Origin of the sequence: Collinsella aerofaciens (genome assembly GCF_902501475.1) — a bacterium.
Classification (GTDB): Bacteria; Actinomycetota; Coriobacteriia; order Coriobacteriales; family Coriobacteriaceae; genus Collinsella; species Collinsella aerofaciens_AL.
This window is the reverse complement of sequence record NZ_CABWIF010000011.1, coordinates 185,311-202,780: the sequence shown is the minus strand read 5'-3', so window position 1 is coordinate 202,780 and position 17,470 is coordinate 185,311. Positions and strand designations below refer to the sequence as shown.

The 17,470-nt window shown below is 59.7% G+C and carries 16 protein-coding genes and 1 riboswitch; of the genes, 12 read left to right on the top strand and 4 right to left on the bottom strand.

Annotation, left to right across the window (positions count from 1 at the left end):
• Positions 1-38: 38 nt before the first annotated feature.
• The 5 genes from GDJ93_RS03760 (at position 39) to GDJ93_RS03740 (ending at position 6,841) form a co-directional block, all read left to right on the top strand.
• Positions 39-2,018: an NAD(+) synthase gene (locus GDJ93_RS03760; RefSeq protein WP_226812448.1), complete on the top strand. Its 1,980-nt coding sequence runs from the start codon at positions 39-41 to the stop codon at positions 2,016-2,018.
• Positions 2,019-2,135: 117 nt separating this feature from the next.
• On the top strand, positions 2,136-3,299 hold the full coding sequence (locus GDJ93_RS03755) for a pyridoxal phosphate-dependent aminotransferase (protein ID WP_152067790.1): 1,164 nt from the start codon (positions 2,136-2,138) through the stop codon (positions 3,297-3,299).
• A 201-nt stretch (positions 3,300-3,500) separates the two neighbouring features.
• On the top strand, positions 3,501-4,451 hold the full coding sequence (locus tag GDJ93_RS03750) for an L-lactate dehydrogenase (protein WP_022094138.1): 951 nt from the start codon (positions 3,501-3,503) through the stop codon (positions 4,449-4,451).
• Positions 4,452-4,565: 114 nt separating this feature from the next.
• Positions 4,566-5,726 carry an Mbeg1-like protein gene (locus GDJ93_RS03745; protein WP_152067789.1) on the top strand — a complete coding sequence of 387 codons (1,161 nt, stop codon included), beginning with the start codon at positions 4,566-4,568 and terminating at the stop codon, positions 5,724-5,726.
• Between the two features lie 110 nt (positions 5,727-5,836).
• Entirely contained in the window at positions 5,837-6,841 is a 1,005-nt protein-coding gene (locus tag GDJ93_RS03740) for a nucleoid-associated protein (RefSeq protein WP_152067788.1), read from the top strand.
• 292 nt (positions 6,842-7,133) lie between these two features.
• Here the strand turns inward: GDJ93_RS03740 and dapD are convergent, their stop codons facing one another.
• Genes dapD through dapA form a run of 3 tightly spaced genes read right to left on the bottom strand, consistent with a single transcriptional unit; the run spans position 7,134 to position 10,935 of the window.
• On the bottom strand, positions 7,134-7,853 hold the full coding sequence (dapD, locus tag GDJ93_RS03735; protein WP_152067787.1) for a 2,3,4,5-tetrahydropyridine-2,6-dicarboxylate N-acetyltransferase: 720 nt from the start codon (positions 7,851-7,853) through the stop codon (positions 7,134-7,136).
• Between the two features lie 39 nt (positions 7,854-7,892).
• Positions 7,893-8,633 (bottom strand): 4-hydroxy-tetrahydrodipicolinate reductase, encoded by a 741-nt coding sequence (gene dapB / locus GDJ93_RS03730; protein WP_226812447.1) that lies wholly within the window; start codon positions 8,631-8,633, stop codon positions 7,893-7,895.
• A complete protein-coding gene (gene dapA / locus GDJ93_RS03725) occupies positions 8,626-10,935 on the bottom strand; it encodes a 4-hydroxy-tetrahydrodipicolinate synthase (protein WP_152067786.1) in 2,310 nt (769 codons plus the stop codon). The genes dapB and dapA overlap by 8 nt, the downstream gene beginning before the upstream one ends.
• A 65-nt stretch (positions 10,936-11,000) precedes the next feature.
• Positions 11,001-11,169, bottom strand: a riboswitch (Lysine riboswitch).
• A gap of 144 nt (positions 11,170-11,313) precedes the next feature.
• Between dapA and GDJ93_RS03720 the strand changes: the two genes are divergently transcribed.
• From GDJ93_RS03720 to GDJ93_RS03690, 7 genes are all read left to right on the top strand, one after another.
• Complete coding sequence (locus GDJ93_RS03720; RefSeq protein WP_226812446.1) at positions 11,314-12,501, top strand: N-acetyldiaminopimelate deacetylase; 1,188 nt, start codon at positions 11,314-11,316, stop codon at positions 12,499-12,501.
• A gap of 102 nt (positions 12,502-12,603) precedes the next feature.
• Positions 12,604-12,885 carry a type II toxin-antitoxin system RelE/ParE family toxin gene (locus GDJ93_RS03715; protein ID WP_152067785.1) on the top strand — a complete coding sequence of 94 codons (282 nt, stop codon included), beginning with the start codon at positions 12,604-12,606 and terminating at the stop codon, positions 12,883-12,885.
• Positions 12,857-13,198 (top strand): HigA family addiction module antitoxin, encoded by a 342-nt coding sequence (locus tag GDJ93_RS03710; protein WP_050766086.1) that lies wholly within the window; start codon positions 12,857-12,859, stop codon positions 13,196-13,198. The genes GDJ93_RS03715 and GDJ93_RS03710 overlap by 29 nt, the downstream gene beginning before the upstream one ends.
• A gap of 83 nt (positions 13,199-13,281) precedes the next feature.
• A complete protein-coding gene (locus GDJ93_RS03705; RefSeq protein WP_152067784.1) occupies positions 13,282-13,551 on the top strand; it encodes a hypothetical protein in 270 nt (89 codons plus the stop codon).
• 164 nt (positions 13,552-13,715) lie between these two features.
• The gene (locus GDJ93_RS03700; RefSeq protein ID WP_226812445.1) at positions 13,716-14,258 is read left to right on the top strand and encodes a DUF4352 domain-containing protein; all 543 of its coding nucleotides are present in this window, start codon (positions 13,716-13,718) and stop codon (positions 14,256-14,258) included.
• A 177-nt stretch (positions 14,259-14,435) separates the two neighbouring features.
• On the top strand, positions 14,436-14,720 hold the full coding sequence (locus GDJ93_RS03695; protein WP_226812444.1) for a hypothetical protein: 285 nt from the start codon (positions 14,436-14,438) through the stop codon (positions 14,718-14,720).
• Positions 14,721-14,818: 98 nt separating this feature from the next.
• The gene (locus GDJ93_RS03690) at positions 14,819-16,198 is read left to right on the top strand and encodes a serine/threonine protein kinase (RefSeq protein WP_193221434.1); all 1,380 of its coding nucleotides are present in this window, start codon (positions 14,819-14,821) and stop codon (positions 16,196-16,198) included.
• A 37-nt stretch (positions 16,199-16,235) separates the two neighbouring features.
• Here the strand turns inward: GDJ93_RS03690 and GDJ93_RS03685 are convergent, their stop codons facing one another.
• The gene (locus GDJ93_RS03685; RefSeq protein WP_006234328.1) at positions 16,236-17,369 is read right to left on the bottom strand and encodes a coiled-coil domain-containing protein; all 1,134 of its coding nucleotides are present in this window, start codon (positions 17,367-17,369) and stop codon (positions 16,236-16,238) included.
• Positions 17,370-17,470 lie beyond the last annotated feature (101 nt).

Genomic DNA, 17,470 nt, shown 5'->3' with positions numbered 1-17,470 from the left:
AATTGTTGTGAATGGCGTCTACGCACGGGAGCATTCTTATGAATCTTCACCTTTCTCAGTCTGATGGCTTTTTGCGTGTGGCGGCGGCGTCGCCGCAGATTCGCGTGGCCGATGTCGAGGGCAATGCCGAGGTTGCGCTGGCGGCTGTTCGCGATGCTGCCGGGCGTGGCGTTCGCGCGTTGGTGTTGCCCGAGCTTAATCTGACTGGCTATACCGCGGCCGATCTGTTCCATAATCGCACACTGCTGCATGCCTGCGAGGCTGCTCTGGTGCATATCCTCGATGAAACCCGTGAGCTGCCGATTGTCTTTACCATCGGTCTTCCCGTTGCGGTTGCCGAGAATATCTACAACTGTGCCGCCGTGTGCTGCGCGGGCGAGCTTTTGGGCCTCACGGCCAAGAAGTATCTGCCCAACTATGGCGAGTTCTATGAGCGTCGCTGGTTTGCTCCGTCGCCTGCGGATCCCGTGTGGGTTGAATTTGCCGGTCAGGGTCCGGTTCCGCTGGGTTCGGGGCTTGTCTACCGCTGCTGTGATGAGGGTGCCGAGGATATGGTGCTGGGCGTTGAAGTCTGCGAGGACCTGTGGGTGCCGGCGCCCCCTTCGACCGAGATGGCGCTTGCCGGTGCGACGGTGATTCTCAACCCGTCGGCCTCGGACGAGATTATCGGTAAGGCAGATTACCGCCGCAGCCTTATCTCCAATCAGAGCGCGCGCCTGTACTGCGCCTATGCCTACGCGGACGCGAGCGAGGGCGAGTCCACGACCGACATGGTCTTTGCGGGTGAGAACCTCGTCTACGAAAACGGCTCCAAGCTCGCCGCGACCAAACTGCTTACCTGCGATATGGCCATCGCCGACGTTGACCTTGACCGCCTGGTTGCCGAGCGCCGTCGCTCGACGACGTGGACGCGCACCGACGATGCGCCGGAATCCGCGACCGTTGAGTTTTCGTTTGAGGGCGTACTGGCCGAAGAACCTGTCCTGCGCGATGCGCTCGACATCGACCGAGTCTTCCCCCGCGCGCCCTTCGTGCCTGCCGACCATGGTGACCTGGCTGAGCGCTGCGAGACCATCCTCGACCTGCAGACCGCGGGCCTCAAGACCCGCCTTGCCCATACGGGCACCAAGGCGGCCGTTATCGGCCTTTCGGGCGGTCTCGATTCCACGCTGGCGCTGCTTGTGACCGTGCGTGCCTTCGATGCGCTGGGGCTGCCGCGCACTGGTATCACAGCCGTGTCCATGCCCGGCTTCGGCACGACGCATCGCACCAAGTCGAATGCCGAGTCGCTCGCTCGCGACCTGGGTGTGAGCTTCCGCGAGGTTTCGATCCACGCGGCTGTGGAGCAGCACTTCAAGGACATTGAGCATGATCCGGCCGTGCAGGACGTGACCTACGAGAACAGCCAGGCGCGCGAGCGTACGCAGATTCTGATGGATCTGGCCAACCAGGCTGGCGGTTTTGTCATTGGCACGGGCGACCTGTCGGAGCTGGCGCTCGGCTGGGCTACCTATAACGGCGACCACATGAGCATGTACGCCGTCAACGCGAGCGTGCCCAAGACGCTTGTGCGCCATCTGGTACGCTATGCTGCCGATGTCTTTGGCGGGCGCATTGCCGAGGTCTTGCTCGATATCCTCGATACGCCGGTGTCCCCCGAGCTTCTGCCGCCCACGGGCGACGGCGAGATTGCGCAGAAGACCGAGGATTTGGTGGGCCCGTACGAGCTGCACGACTACTTCCTCTACTACCTGCTGCGTTTTGGCTTTGAGCCGGGCAAGATCTACCGCATGGCGCTCAAGAGCTTCGAGGGCGTCTACGACGCCAAGACCGTCCACACGTGGCTACGTACGTTCTACCGTCGCTTCTTTGCCCAGCAGTTTAAGCGCAGCTGCCTGCCCGATGGTCCCAAGGTGGGCTCGGTGACGCTCAGCCCGCGCGGCGATTGGCGCATGCCGAGTGACGCCAGCTCGCGTCTGTGGCTTGCGCAGATCGACGCGCTCAATCCAGTTGACTAAGGTTGGCTAAATTGAACCAATACGGGGGTTGCAAGCGTTACACTTTTGCAATCTGATGGCCCGTATCGCGCGGCGCTCTTGTCGGAGCGCCGCTTTTTTATATCGAAAGGTGGCACCATGCAGGCATCGCAGCGTCTCGACCGCTTTGGCGCGGAGGTCTTCGCCTCGCTCAACAACAAGCTTCTCGCGCTGAAGGCTCAGGGCAAGACCATTTACAACATGAGCGTGGGCACGCCCGACTTTAAGCCGTACGACCACGTGGTCGAGGCGCTCACGCAGGCAGCCCAAGATCCCGAGATGTGGAAGTATGCCCTGCGCGACCTGCCCGAACTCAAGCAGTCCGTGTGCGATTACTACGAGCGTCGCTTTGGTGTCTCCGGCATTACGCCGTCTATGGTGCAGTCGTGCAACGGCACGCAGGAGGGTGTGGGCCATTTGGGCCTGGCCCTGCTCGATCCGGGCGATACTATTTTGGTTCCCGATCCGTGCTACCCGGTCTTCGAGGCGGGTGCCAAGATCGCCGATGCCAAGCTCGAATACTATCCGCTGGTTGCCGAGCATAATTACCTGCCCTATGTGGCGGGTATCGATCCCGAGGTGGCCGATCGTGCCAAGTATATGATCGTGTCGCTGCCCGCCAACCCGGTCGGCTCGGTGGGCACGCCCGAGGTCTACGAGGAGATCATCACTTTCGCCCGCGAGCACGACCTGCTCATCGTTCACGACAACGCATACTCCGACATCGTGTTCGACGGCGAGCCGGGCGGCAGCTTCTTGCAGTATCCCGGTGCGCTTGAGGTGGGCGTGGAGTTCTTCTCGCTCTCCAAGTCGTTTAACGTCACCGGCGCGCGCATCGGCTTTTTGGTCGGTCGCGAGGATGTGGTCTCGGCCTTTGCCAAGCTGCGCGGCCAGATCGACTTCGGTATGTTCTTCCCGATCCAGAAGGCCGCCATCGCCTGCCTGAACGGTCCGCGCGATGAGGTCGAGGCGCAGCGTCTGAAGTACCAGGAGCGCCGCGATGCCCTGTGCGACGGTCTTGAGGGCCTGGGCTGGGAGCGCCCCAACGCGCATGGCTCTATGTTTGTGTGGGCCAAGCTTCCCGGTGGCCGCACCGATTCCATGGCGTTTTGCGAGGAGCTCATGGAGAAGGCCGGCGTTGTGGTGACGCCGGGCGCGAGCTTTGGTCCTTCGGGTGAGGGGCACGTGCGCATGGCGCTGGTCTTGCCGCCCGACCAGATCGCTTTGGCTGTCGAGGCCATTCGCGAGGCGGGCCTGTATTAGAAAGCTATTTCGGCTCGTCAATAGTTCGAAACCGATTTCGTGCAGTTATTTTACGAATTCTGCAAACAATTTCGGTAAACGGTCGATTTTTGGCTGCGAATAGGAGCATAATCAAAGTCCCGATTGGATGTATTGGGATCACGGCAAGCCGCTCGGGTCGTTCCCGGGCGGCTTGTTTGTGGAGAGAGATGGGAGTTTCTAATGGTTAACGAGAAGAAGGTCGCTATTGTCGGGTGCGGTTTCGTCGGTTCGTCTTCGGCGTTCGCACTGATGCAGAGCGGTCTGTTCTCCGAGATGGTCCTCATCGACGTGGACAAGAACCGCGCCGAGGGTGAGGCCCTGGATATCGCGCACGGCATGACGTTTGCCGAGCCGATGAAGATCTACGCCGGCGATTATTCCGATGTCGCCGACGCCGCCATGATCGTCGTCACTGCTGGCGCTGCCCAGAAGCCCGGTGAGACCCGCCTGGACCTGGTCAACAAGAACGTCAGCATCTTTAAGTCCATTATCCCCGAGATTAAGAAGTCCGGCTTCGACGGCATTCTGCTCATCGTCTCCAACCCGGTCGATGTTCTGACCTACGCCGCCATCAAGATGTCCGGCCTGCCCGAGGGCCACGTCATCGGTTCCGGCACCGTGCTCGACACCGGTCGCCTGCAGCAGATGCTTGGTGCCCACGTCGAGGTTGACCCGCGCGATGTCCAGGCCTATGTCATGGGCGAGCACGGCGACTCCGAGTTTGTCGCTTGGTCCAGCGCTCAGGTTGCCGGTGTTCCGCTGAACACCTTCTGCGAGCTTCACGGCCATCTGGAGCATGAGGCTGCCGAGAAGCGCATCGCCGAGGACGTCAAGAACTCCGCCTACACCATCATCGAGAAGAAGCACGCCACCTACTATGGCGTCGCCATGGCCGTCAAGCGCATCTGCACCGCCGTTATGCGCGATGAGCAGACCGTTCTGCCTGTCTCCTCGCTCATGGTGGGCGAGTATGGCCTGTCCGATCTTGCCATCTCCATGCCGACCGTCGTTGGCCGCGACGGCGTTGTCTGCCGCGTCCCCGTGCCGCTGAACGACGACGAGCAGCATGAGCTCACCGTCTCCGCCAAGGCCCTCAAGGACATCATCGACAGCGTCGACTTCTCCTGCTAAATCAAGCTCGCTAGAGCGAAAAGCTACAATGAAGGCGTCCGGGTCCACACGGCCCGGGCGCCTTTTTGGTGCAAAGTAACCTGACTCCAATGCACCATAGTTGATGGGAGGGCCATGTCGGATTCGCCTAATTTTTTGACCTATGCCCAGACGGCGTTTGATCCGTTTGAGGAGCGGCCGTTCTGCGCGGTGGACAGCCTGGTCTTTGCGTGGTTGTCCTATTTGCGTTTGCCGGGTGATACGGCGGAGCTGACGAACTGGCAGGGCCTAGACGTACGCGAGCTGCTGCGTGCCGAGTGCTATCGGGACATGATTGACGCCTTGTGGGATCCAGAGGGGAGCAGGGCCTTGTTGGAGGCCGTGGCAGCAAATCCCAGATACCGCGGCGTGCACGTTTGCGGCTATCGTGCCGTGAGCGATGTGGTGGCGACGGAGCAGTTTGCAGCCATGGCGTTCCGGTTTCCGGCGGGGTTTAGCTATCTTTCCTTCCGGGGGACCGACAGCACGATTGTGGGCTGGAAAGAGGACTTTAACATGGCGTTCCGGTGTCCTGTGCCGGCCCAGGAATCCGCGGCGCGTTATGTGGACGAGGCGGCGGATGCGATCGACGGGCCGCTTTTGTGCGGAGGTCATTCCAAGGGTGGAAACCTTGCGGTGTACGGTGCGGCGATGTGCTCCGATGTCGCCCGTGAGCGAATCGAACGGGCGTATTCCCATGATGGTCCAGGGTTCGTCGAGGAGTTTCTGAACGGCAACGCCTTTGCCGATCTTTCCGGTCGAATCGACAAGACGCTACCTCGGTCGTCGATCTTTGGCATGATGTTCGAGACGCAGGAGGACTATGCCATCGTTGAGAGCACCGAGTTCAGCCTGCTGCAGCACAATCCCTTTAGCTGGGTGGTTGATGGTCGCGACTTCGTGTACTGTGAGCGCCTGTCCGCCGGTGCTCGATACGTTGATGGTTCCATTCGCGAGATGCTGCTTGCAGTGTCGCCTAGCGAACGCGAGCGTTTTGTAGATGCGTTGTTCTCCGTGTTTGAGGCTACGGGTGCTGAGCGGTTTGCGGATATCGCTGGGAATCTGCGCGAGAGCCTGCCCGTGATGCTCCAGGCTGCGCAAGGCTTTGACAAGGATACGCGACGCTTTGTCTCGCAGACCATCGTGGCAATCCTTAAATGCGCACTGTTGCCCAAACGACCCCAGATCGACGTGCCCGCTGCCGGCAAGAGTTTGGCAGAACAGCTCGAGGCTTGGCAGTCCGAGCTCCTGCGCTAACCATTGGTGCAAGCAACCTGTCCCCGATGCACCAATCTTCGAAGCGCCTGGGGCGGGCTCGACCGCTATACTGATTCGTGCCGAAATCAATCTAGAACGGAATGCCGTATATGAAAATCAATCACGCGATTCTGCATATCCTGGACTTTGACTCTGCCGTCAACGTCATGAGCCAGCGCGAGCTCGATATCGAGAGCCGTACCGTCCGCAACTTCGTGACCACACATCTGCGTCGCGCGCGCACTTCGGCCGATAACAAGCGCGCCACGTTTGCCGAGAACTCTGCGTTTGGCGGTGAGCTCAAGGGCTATTTCTTTGGTGAGCGCGAGTTCGTGGACCTGTCGCAGCAGATTGCGGAGTTTATCTCTTCCGAACTCACCAAGGCTGAGAAAGCCGAGTCCACCGACGTGCTGGTTGCCGATTTTGACGACGATGAGGATGCCCGCTGGTTTGCCGTGATGCTGCTGGCCTCCAAGCAGGCTTTTATGCACGAAGTGGGCCGCGAGGAGGGGGAGGTGCGCAACGACATTGCGCGCCACTATGCCATTCTGCCGAACCCCTCACAAAAGGTGCCGAGCTATGCCATCGTGCGCGCGAGTACCATGGAGATCGGCTACGTGGACAAGAAGCGCAAGATTGCCGGCGAGGACCGTATGCTTATCCCCGATGGCCTGCTGCAGTGCGACACGGGCGTATCGGGTAAGGAGGTCATCGACACCGTGACGCGTGTGGTCGAGGAAGTCGCCGAGGAGCACGGTGCCAATACGGCCGTAGCGCTCGCCAAGGTTAAGGCTGCTGTTGCCGAGAAGGTCGAGGATGACGAGGAGCTGCCGCCTTGGGATATCGTCGATGAGGTCTTTGAGGACGAACCGGTTATCAAGGAGAGCGTGCGCGCGGCATTGACCGAGGAGAAGATGCCTGAGCGTGTGCCCGTGGAGCGCAAGCAGGTCGAACGCGCGGCGGTGCGCAATCACAAGATTCGTACCGACACGGGCATCGAGATCAGCTTCCCGGCCGAGATGGGTTCGAACTCCGAGTATATCGAGTTCGTCAACGAGCCCAACGGCCTCATCTCCATCGAGCTAAAAAACATCGGGTCAATTGAGAATCGATAAACTGCGCTTGGACGCTGCAAAAAATAAAGGCCGAAGCCTCGGATGAGGGCTTCGGCCTTTTTACTTGGGGCTTAATTACGCTACTGGTTGAGCATAAGTCAGCGAAAATGCCCCCGAGCGAGCAAGGTGACGTGAAAGAGGAGGGCATTGATCTTCTGGTCATGCCCGACGATTGAACGTCAGATTGCCGCTTAGGGGCGTTTGCAGCGTCGACCGGTCCGTCGTTCGTTAGAACGACGGAACCAAAGGTGGAGCGTCGAGCCGTTACGCGGTTTGGTAAAACCGCGTAACCCTACAGTTGGCGCAGGCCCTCTTCCAGGCCGGTCTTGCTGTCGGTCTTCTCGTCGCGCATCTTGATGACGCGGGCGGGGACACCGGCCACGACGGCACCGGCGGGGACATCCTCGACGCACACGGCGCCGGCGGCAACAACAGCGCCCTTGCCCACGCGTACGCCCTCCAGGACCACGGCGTTGGCGCCGATCATGACGTCGTCTTCGATGATGACGGGCGTGGCGCTTGCGGGCTCAACGACGCCTGCCAACACGGTTCCAGCGCCGATGTGGCAGTTCTTGCCCACGGTGGCGCGGCCGCCTAGCACAGCGCCCATATCGATCATGGAACCCTCGCCGATAACGGAGCCGATGTTGATGATGGCGCCCATCATGATGACGGCACGGTCGCCAATCTCGACGCGGTCGCGGATGATCGCGCCCGGCTCGATGCGGGCGTTGATGCCCTTAAGGTCGAGCATGGGCACGGCGGAGTTGCGGCAATCGTTCTCCACATCGTAGTAATCGATGGAATCGGCGTTGGCGTCCAGGATGGCCTTAAGCTCATCCCAGTCGCCAAAGACGGTCTTGCCGCGACGACCGCCGTAGACATGTGCGTCGTCCCAGGCAACCTTCATGCCGGGCTTCTCGCGCACGTACAGCTTGACGGGCGTCTTTTTGGGCGCGGTGGCGATGTAGTTGATAATCTCTTGTGCATCCATCTCGGCTGCGTTACTCATTTACTATCTCTCCTTTGGGTGGATTCGGTTGATACCTGGTTAGGCAAACATGACCTGGTCGAAGGTGTAGAAGCCGGGTTCGCGGGCGACGAGCTTCTGCGCGGCTGCCAGGGCGCCGTTGACAAAGATCTGACGGCTCGTGGCGCGGTGGGTGAGCGTGACCTCCTCGTCCTGGCCAAAGAAACTCACCTCGTGCACGCCGGCGACGGTGCCCCCGCGCAGCGAGTGCATGCCGATCTCCTTGGGGTCACGCGCGCCGCACATGCCCTCGCGGCCATAGACGGGGTGGTAGCCTGCCTCGGGTTCAGCTTCGACGACGGCGTCGAGCAACAACTTGGCAGTGCCGCTGGGGGCGTCGACCTTTTGGTTATGGTGCGTCTCGACGATTTCACAGTCAAATCCGGGCAGCTCGCGTGTGGCCTGGGCCACTAGATGACGCAGGGCTGCGATGCCGATGGAGTAATTGCCCGAGTGCATAACGCGGGTGTTCTGGCCCAGCTCACGCAGGCGGTCCATCTGCTCGGGCGTATAGCCCGTGGTGCCCGAGACCAACGCGGCGCCCGTGCGCTCGACATAGGCGACGACGGCATCGAAGGTCACGACGTTCGAGAAGTCGATGATAACGTCGGCCGCCGGGGCGCTCTCGAGCTCGGACAGATCAAAACCGATCTGGGCGACGATATCAAAAACGGGCTGACCGGCGGCATCAACGGTGCCCTCGGCGGTGGTGCGGATGAGCGAGCCCATGCGGCCCGTTCCCATAATGACGGTCTTAATCAAGCAGACCAGCTCCCTTCAGAGCATCGGTAAGTGCGGCTCGCGTGTCGTCTGCCATGGGGCACAGCGGCATACGGTAGTTTGACTCGATCATGCCCATCTGGGCGAGCGCTTCCTTGACGGGGATGGGGTTGACCTCGCTAAAGAGGGCATTGATGAGCGGCTGGCCGGCAATCTGGATATCGCGGGCGCGTGCCACGTCACCGTCCAGATAGGCGCGGCACATGTCGTGCACGAGCTGCGGCTGAACATCGGCCCACACGCTGATGGTGCCCGAGGCGCCCAGGCTCATGAGCGGTACGGTAAGCGCGTCCTCGCCCGAGTACATGCGGAAGTCGTCTGACAGCAGGTGGGCGATCTTGGCCGCGTAGGCGACGTTGCCCGAGGCCTCCTTAATACCCATGATGTTGGGGTGCGCGGCCAGGCGTTCTACGTTGCGCTCGCTGATGCCGCAGCCACAGCGGCCGGGGATGTTGTACAGGATGCAGGGGATGTCCACGGCATCGGCGACGGTCTTAAAGTGCTGATAGATACCCTCTTCATTGGACTTGTTGTAGTAGGGGGTGATGAGCAGCAGGCCGTCGGCGCCCAGGCCCTGATAGGTGAGCGACTTGGTGAGCATGGTCTGCGTGGAGTTGGAGCCCGAGCCGGCAATAACGGGGACGCGTCCTGCAACATGCTTGACCACAGCGGCGACGACGGAGTTGTCCTCGTCATCGGTCATCGTGGCACTCTCACCGGTGGTGCCCAGGGTGAGGATGGCGTCAGTGCCATTTTGCAGGTGGAAATCGATAAGGCGCTCAAGCGCGTCAAAGTCGACACTGCCGTCCTTTTTAAACGGCGTGACAAGGGCGACGATTGAGCCCTCGAGATTGCGGATATCCATGTTCTTCTCCTTCGCTTCCGCGATCTGGACGCGTTTGTTCCATTGGGCGGCGACTGCTAGGCGCTCGTCCTGAGCGCGACGGCGGGCGCTTTCGGCGCGCGATTTGGCCAGCAGCTCGCGGCCGCACGGCAGCACGTCGAGCGTGGCAAAGTAATCGCCCGGGCGCTCGGCGCGGCGAATGAGGTCTGCCGAGCCATCGGGGCGCAGCAGGACCTCGGCGGAGCGCAGGCGGCCGTTGTAGTTGTAGCCCATAGAGTGGCCATGCGCGCCGGTGTCGTGAATCACGAGCAGGTCGCCCATGTCGATATGCGGAAGCTCGCGGTCGATGGCGAACTTGTCATTGTTCTCGCACAGATTGCCCGTGATGTCGTACGTGTTCGTGACGGGGGCTGCGGTTTTATCGGGACCGTCTGGCTGACCCATCACCGTAATGTGGTGGTAGGCGCCATACATGGCAGGGCGAATCAAATCGACGGCACTTGCATCGACACCGATATAGTCCTTGTAGATCTGCTTCTCGTGGATGGCCTTGGTGACCAGGCAGCCGTAGGGGCCCATCATAAAGCGGCCCATCTCGGTGCAGATGGCCACATCGCCCATGCCGGCGGGAACCAGAATCTCGTCGTATGCCGCGTGTACTCCCTCGCCGATGGCGTGAATGTCGTTGGCCTGCTGCTCGGGCAGGTAGGGGATGCCGACTCCGCCGGACAGATTGATGAAGGCGACGTGTGCGCCGGTCTCGCGCTCCAAGCGCACGGCGAGCTCAAAGAGGATGCGTGCGAGCTTGGGATAGTAGTCGTTAGTGACGGTGTTGCTGGCAAGGAAGGCATGGATGCCAAAATTCTCGGCGCCCTTGGCCTTGAGCATGCGGAAGGCCTCAAAGAGCTGCTCGGTGGTCATGCCATATTTGGAGTCGCCCGGGTTGTCCATGATGCCGTTGGAGAGCTGGAACAGGCCGCCTGGATTAAAGCGGCAGCTGACCGTCTTGGGGATGGGCCCCGCAACGCGCTCAAAGAACTCGATGTGGCTGATGTCGTCAAAGTTGACGATGGCACCCAGCTTGTCGGCGAGCTCAAAGTCGGCAGCCGGCGTGTCGTTGGACGAGAACATGATGTCGTGTCCCGTGATACCCAGTGAGCGGGCGATCATAAGCTCGGTATAGCTCGAGCAATCGCAGCCGCAGCCGTATTCGTTGAGAATGGAGATGAGCGCCGGGTTGGGGTTGGCCTTGACGGCAAAGTATTCCTTAAAGCCCGGGTTCCATGCAAAGGCGTCGCGCACTTCTTGCATGTTGCGGCGGATGCCTGCCTCGTCGTATAGATGAAACGGCGTGGGGAACTGCTCGACGATATGCTCGAGTGTCTCCTTGTCCACAAACGGCTGCTTGGCCGCATATGCCTCGTTGGGGGTCAATGCCATGTCCCGTAAACCTCGCTATCCAGACGGCGCCATCTGCGCATCGAATCCGCATAGCGTGGACCCAATGTCCGGATAGCGCTCCCGCATTGCTGCAGACAGTCCTGTGGGTGTTTCCCACAGGCCCACCAGGTTGTTCGTGCCCGAAAAACCCAGTTCGGCGGGTTTCGCCTCCCCACGGGGTCAAAGCCTGCTGGCTCGCCCGCGGTTCTTCGTGCCCGCGCCTCTATCAAGTGGTAACGACCCTACCATGTTGCACTTTACCAAACAAGAGTATTCGTATATAACGTTTAAAAAATGCAGGGATATGCTGGAAACATGTGCGCCACAATCCTGTATCACAATAAGTTGCAACAGATGTGCCTCACGAAGGGATCCTCTATGACCGAGCTCCAAGAACTCCGTCGCTATCGCCGCGATCTCCATCGCATTCCGGAGCTCGATTTCGATCTTCCGCAAACCATTGCCTATATCGAGGGCGTGCTGGCACCGCTCACCTGCGAAGTGACCCATCCGTGTCCCAGCTGCGTCTGCGCTTTCTTCGACGCTGGCGTTGGTGCCGCGCGTGCCACGGCGATTCGCGCCGATATGGATGCGCTGCCCATCGCGGAGGCGACGGGAGCGGCCTTTGCCTCGATCCATCCCGGCAAGATGCACGCTTGCGGACATGACGGACACATGGCCATGGCACTTGCCGCCGCGACGTATGTCGACCGTACGATTCGCGAGCAGCCGGGCGCCATTAGGCGCAACGTTCTCTTTGTGTTCCAGCCGGCCGAGGAAACGACCGGTGGTGCCAAGACGGTATGCGAGAGCGGTGTGTTCGAGCGCTATGGGGCTGACCGCATTTTTGGCTTCCATGTGTGGCCCGATCTGCCTGCCGGCACGTTGGCGAGTTGTTCCGGTCCGCTGCTGGCGCGTTCGAGTGAGACACACATTCATATTCACGGGACGAGCATCCATATCGCTAAGACCTATGGCGTTCCGGTCGAGGAGTCGCACGATGCGGCGCTGGCGGCTGCCAAGTTCTTGGTTGCCGAGCGCGAACTGATGGACGAGCTGGGCACCGACGAGCCCTGCATTGGCAAGTTCGGCCTGCTGCAGGCAGGCACCGTCTGCAATGCGGTGGCGGGGGAGGCCCATGTTGCCGGTAGCTTGCGTGTGTTTACGGACGACATGTTCGACCGTGCGCGCGAGGGCGTACGCCGTGTGCTCGACGAGGCGTGCACCGCAACGGGCTGCACGTATGATCTCGACTTTGCCGAGGGTTATCCACCGGTTGATAACGACCCCGAGCTGTTTGCCAACATCACACCTGCCTTGCCCGGGTTGCAGCTCGTTGATGAACCGCTGCTAATTGCCGAGGACTTTGCCTTCTATCAGCGTCATCTGCCGGGCGTGTTCTTCTTGCTGGGCACGGGCGTGCCAGAGGGCCAAGACAACCCGAGTGATTCGGATGGCTGCCCCGCCTATGCCACAAGCGCTCTGCATACCGATAGCATGCTCTTCGGCGAGGAAATCCTTCTCAAAGGCCTCGATGTCTACAAACGATTGCTTTTGCTTGACTAAGGCGCAAAGGACTATTTGTTCTAGAAAACACGAACAAACGTACGATATAATAGAGATGTAAGTCTATAGAAACGTTTGACGTTACTAACGTAAGGCGATACTATGATTGCATCGTATAAAGATGAGGATACCGAACGCTTTGCCATGGGTGTGCGGGTCAGGAGGGTCGTGCCCTTTGAGCGTGTTGCGTTGAGGAAGATTCGCCAACTGCAGGTTTGTGCTTCGCTTGATGATCTTCGCGTTCCACCGGGCAACCGCCTGGAAGCTTTGAAGGGCGATCGTGCCGGTCAATATAGCATCCGTGTTAACGAGCGCTATCGGGTCTGTTTTGAGTGGAGACAGGAGATGGCTTGGAATGTCGAAATCGTCGATTATCACAAGTGATGAGACTTCGGCCGATTTGCTGTCGCCGGTGACTCCTGGTGAGCTTCTCAAAGAGGAGTTTCTTGTTCCCATGGGCATTTCTCAATATCGCCTTGCGAAAGAGACTGGGATTCCGGCTCAGCGTATCGGGCAGATTGTCTTGGGAAAACGTCGCGTGACGGCCGACACCGACCTCCGTCTTTGCCGTTATTTTGGCCTGACGGATGGTTATTGGCTGCGCGCTCAGGTGGCGTTTGACCTTGAGGCCGAGAAAAGGCGGATCGAACCGGAACTCGACAAGATCGTTCCTGTTCAGCAGGCTATCGCACTGTAGTGCTCAAAGATGATGGGGGTGGCGCGGCGATGAGGCGACGCCGACAGTCTGCCGTATATAGTCCGGGTGGATGCGGGTGCGGTTTGCTGCTGCTTCCGGTCATCGCTGTGAGCATTGGCGTGATGTTTGCGCTTGCCGGGTTGGCAGCAGCGGCACTCGTGTTGCTGATTGTGGCCATTGGCGTGACGATTTGGCTTTGCCGCAATCGCGAGAAACGCCGTGCCGACGGTAAAACCAATGTCGGATGGGCCATCTTTTTGGTTGTCACCTACCTATTGAGTATCAGTTATCTGGCGTTCTTTATCTTGTTACTTGTGAGCACCTTTACCGGGGAATCCGTCACGGTGGGTTGATGCACTGCCAGCAGACGGTTGCGCAAAGTGCGTTTGCTCGGCGTTTGGATAACTGCATTGGCCGTTTACCGCAGCCTTAGCTCTCAGCTAATGAATTCAAGTTTAATCCTTCCTACGATGTGCTGTGTGCCGGCACGGTAGCCGGATCGTAGGAAGGATGCATGATGAAAAAGCTTGAAAACGAAGTGCTGCTGAGCCGTCGCGCTGCACTGGGCGCATTCGCCACCGTCGCCTTGGGGACTGCCGGTCTTCTTACCGGTTGTGGTAGCGATAAGGCGACCGTCACCGAGGACGCTGGCGATGGCGACAAGAAGGAAGAGGCGAAGAAGGAAGAGCAGTCTACGACTGACCTGGCGGTTGGTGCGACGGTGACCACGGCTGCCGGTCTTTCCGTCGTTGTCGATTCCGTCCAGCCCGGCCTCACAAATTATGACGGTTCGACCATGACGGGCATTCACGTCACGTACGTCAACAATGGCGATGAGGGCGCAGATTACAACATCTACGACTGGAAGGGCGAGGACGCCAACGGCGCTCAGCAGAATCAGGGTTACTACAGCGAGGGCTCCGATGAGCTGCAGTCTGGTACCCTTGCCGCTGGTGGCTCTGTGGCGGGCAATATCTACTTTGATGGCGATATCAAGAAGGCACTGTATTTTGCCAACATGTTTGATAAGTCTGCCACTGCAGGCTGGGTGTTGGCCTAGCATGTCGCTACCGTTGCGCCGTATGGGAGGTGAAGTCGTATGCCCGATAAAAAGCTGACTGACGAGTTGCTCAATGAGCTTCTCGACGCGCCAAACATCGATGGCTATATCAAAGAACACGACTTTGCCGCCCCGTCGCTTTCGAACTACCTGAAGTAGCTACTGCAGGAAAAGGGCTTGGAGCGCTCGCGCGTGGTTCGTATGGCCGATCTCAATGTGACCTTTGGCTATCAGATCTTTACCGGTGCGCGGCATCCGAGCCGCAATAAGGTGCTGCAGATTGCCTTTGCGATGGCGCTGACGCTCAAAGAAACCAACCGTGCGCTGACGGCTGCCGGGGTAAGCGTCCTTAACTGCAAGGACCGCCGCGATGCGATTATCATTTTTTGCATCGATCGCGGGTGCAGCCTCCAAAAGGTCAACGAGGAGCTGTATCGCTTTGGCGAGGAGACGGTGAGTTAGCGGCTGATATCTGAGCCGGCGTAGCTGCCGAACAACGATGCAAACGAACGGGGCGTGGATGCCATGGGGTGTCTGCGCCCTGCGCTATGATGGAGGCTATGGATACTCAGACCCCAACATATTCCGATGACGAGCTGACCGCAGCGCTTGCCGAGCACTTGGCGTCGCTCGATCGCGACGACAGCTATCGCGTGGAGCGAGTACTTAAGCGCTCGTCCGTTGAAACAACCGAGCTCGTGTACTTTGAAGGAACCGGCGGTGGTTCGCTCGGTCCCTTTGTCCGTAAACGTATCGATGCTTCGGCTCAAATCGGCGGGGCATACGAGCGCCTGTTTGCCGCTCAGCGGGCAGGCAGGCGTTTTGAGCACCTGCCCAGAATCGTCGATTGTCGTCGTGTGGGCGACGAGCTCAACGTGGTTATGGAATACATCGAAGGGGAGACGCTCGGGGCGCTGGTGGACCGTCTGGGAGCCACCCCCGATTATGCGCACGAAATGTATCCTGTCCTATGCGATGCCGTGGGCGAGCTCCATGCCGGTTTTGCAATGGCGGGGGAGACGTCGGCGTCGGTGATCCATCGCGACCTCAAGCCGTCGAATATCATCGTGACGGGTGCCAACTATACGCCTGATGACGGCCTGACATTTTCATCGCTGGTGATTATCGACTTGGGGATCGCGCGCGTATGGCGCGATGGCGCCGATGCCGACACCGTCAAGTTTGGCACGCGACCCTATGCGCCGCCCGAACAGTATGGGTTTGGGCAGACGAGTGTGCGCAGCGACGTCTACGCACTTGGCGCTCTGTTGTTCTTCTGCTTGACGGGAGTCGACCCTAAACCAGGGCTCGACATGCGCGAGCAATGCGAGGCGCGCGGCATTCCCACTCCACTTGCCGATGTCATCTGCATGTCGATGGCGCTTGACCCGACCAAACGTTTTGCGAGCGCGGAAGCGTTGGGACGGGCGACGCGCGCGGCATACGATCTGAGTCGCCCCGTGCGGCCTCCTGCGCCTGCGCCTGTCCGTACTCCGGCCTCGGAGACGGTGTTGGCGTCCCAAGGGCTCCAGAACCCCGCAGGGCTTCCTAGGCCTGCCGCCTCCGCTGCATGCGGTCTGCTCTCTCGCGTTCCGGAGTCTCTGGGGCGCATTTGGAATACGCTCGTCTGCTTCTTGCTGCTTGTGTTCTTTGCCGGAAGTTACTTTGCCGTCTTTCACCCCACGGGAGCAAACCAAAGCTACCCGACGTGGCTTCTCATAATCGAGTATTTTTTCTTTGTCGATGGCCTTATGGTGCTTATGCATTTTGCGCTGTTCGATAAGCGCCGTCTTCGTCGGCGATTCGCACTGCTCGACAGCTATCGCGGCAAGAAACTCGCGAAACTCTGGCTCAAGGCATTGGGTGTGCTGCTCTTATGCATGATTGTCATAGTCGCGGTTGCCAATGCGACCGGCGTCGTCGATACTTCCGCCACCTAAAAGAAAAGGGCCCCATTGGGGCCCTTTGCAGTTGCACTTAGATGCGGTTCATCTGAGCGGCGACTTTGTTGTACCAGTCCTGCCACGTGGGCGGGCAGTACTTTTTGGCCGCTGCCGGGGTAAGGGTGGAGCCGTAGTTGGCGCCCAGATAGGCAACGTGGGCGGAGATGCCCTCGCTCCAGCTGCCAAAGCTGCGCCAACCGCCGCCACGGGCACTCCAGCCCCAGGCGTTGTAAGAATTGGCGCAATAAGCACCCTTGGTGCTCTCGATGCAGGCGATGGCGGGGGACCAACGGGGATCGACACCGGTATTCCAAGCGGCGACGGCAAAGTTATAGCCCTGGCCTGCCATGGGGGAGCCGGCGAGATAATTGTCGATGCGGCTCGTCCACTCATTAATGAACGAATCGTAATCGGAGCTACCGGTATTGGCGTTGTTCACCGTGGTGTCGATGGTGGTGTTGGTGTTGGTGGCCTGGCTGCTGGAATTGCTGCCGCTTACGCCCTCGCCCGAGAGCTTCTCGGCGGCAGCGGCCTTATCGGCCTCAAGCTTGGCAAGCTCGGCGGCATTTTCCTGCTCGGCTTTTGCCTGTGCCTCGCTGCGGAGCTGCTGGGCCTGTGCCAGCGCATCCTCGGCGTTTTTCTGCTCTGCCTCAAGCTGAGACTTGGCCTGCTGGAGCTCAGCCTTGTTCTGCTCGAGTTCGGTTTGCATGTTATTGAGCTGTTCGATCTCGTCGACGCTCGAGCTCGTGATCTGGTTGGTGTATTTGCAGGTCGTGATGAACTCACCCAGGCTCTGTGCGTTGACCAGGAAGCTCACGATGGGATTGGTGCCCTTCTGATACTTGTACAGATCGCGCATGGCGGAGCTTGCCTTGGCCTGCTGCTCGGGAAGCTTGGCCTCAATTTCCTCGATGCTTGCCTCATTGGAGTCAATCTGCTTTTGCAGGTCATCGAGTTTGGTGCGGGCGTCGTTGTAGGCGCTCGTGGCGGCTTCGATCTTCTGCTGGGCTGCGGAAAGCTGGTCCTGCGTTGCCTGCGAGGCGGCATACGCCGCAACGGGGGAGAGCATCGGCGTGGCCGTCAGCGCAACGGCGAGCGCGGCGCTCGTGATGATACGAGCCGGCTTCGACGCAATGAGCGCTGCGGTGCGATGATTCGAATGCTGCATCCAGTCCCTCTGCAATCAATCGTAGGTTATGGTTCGAACGGTATTCTACTACTGCTTTCGACCTCAACTTGAACCTTAAAGGTCCCAAAGGGTCAAGTTGA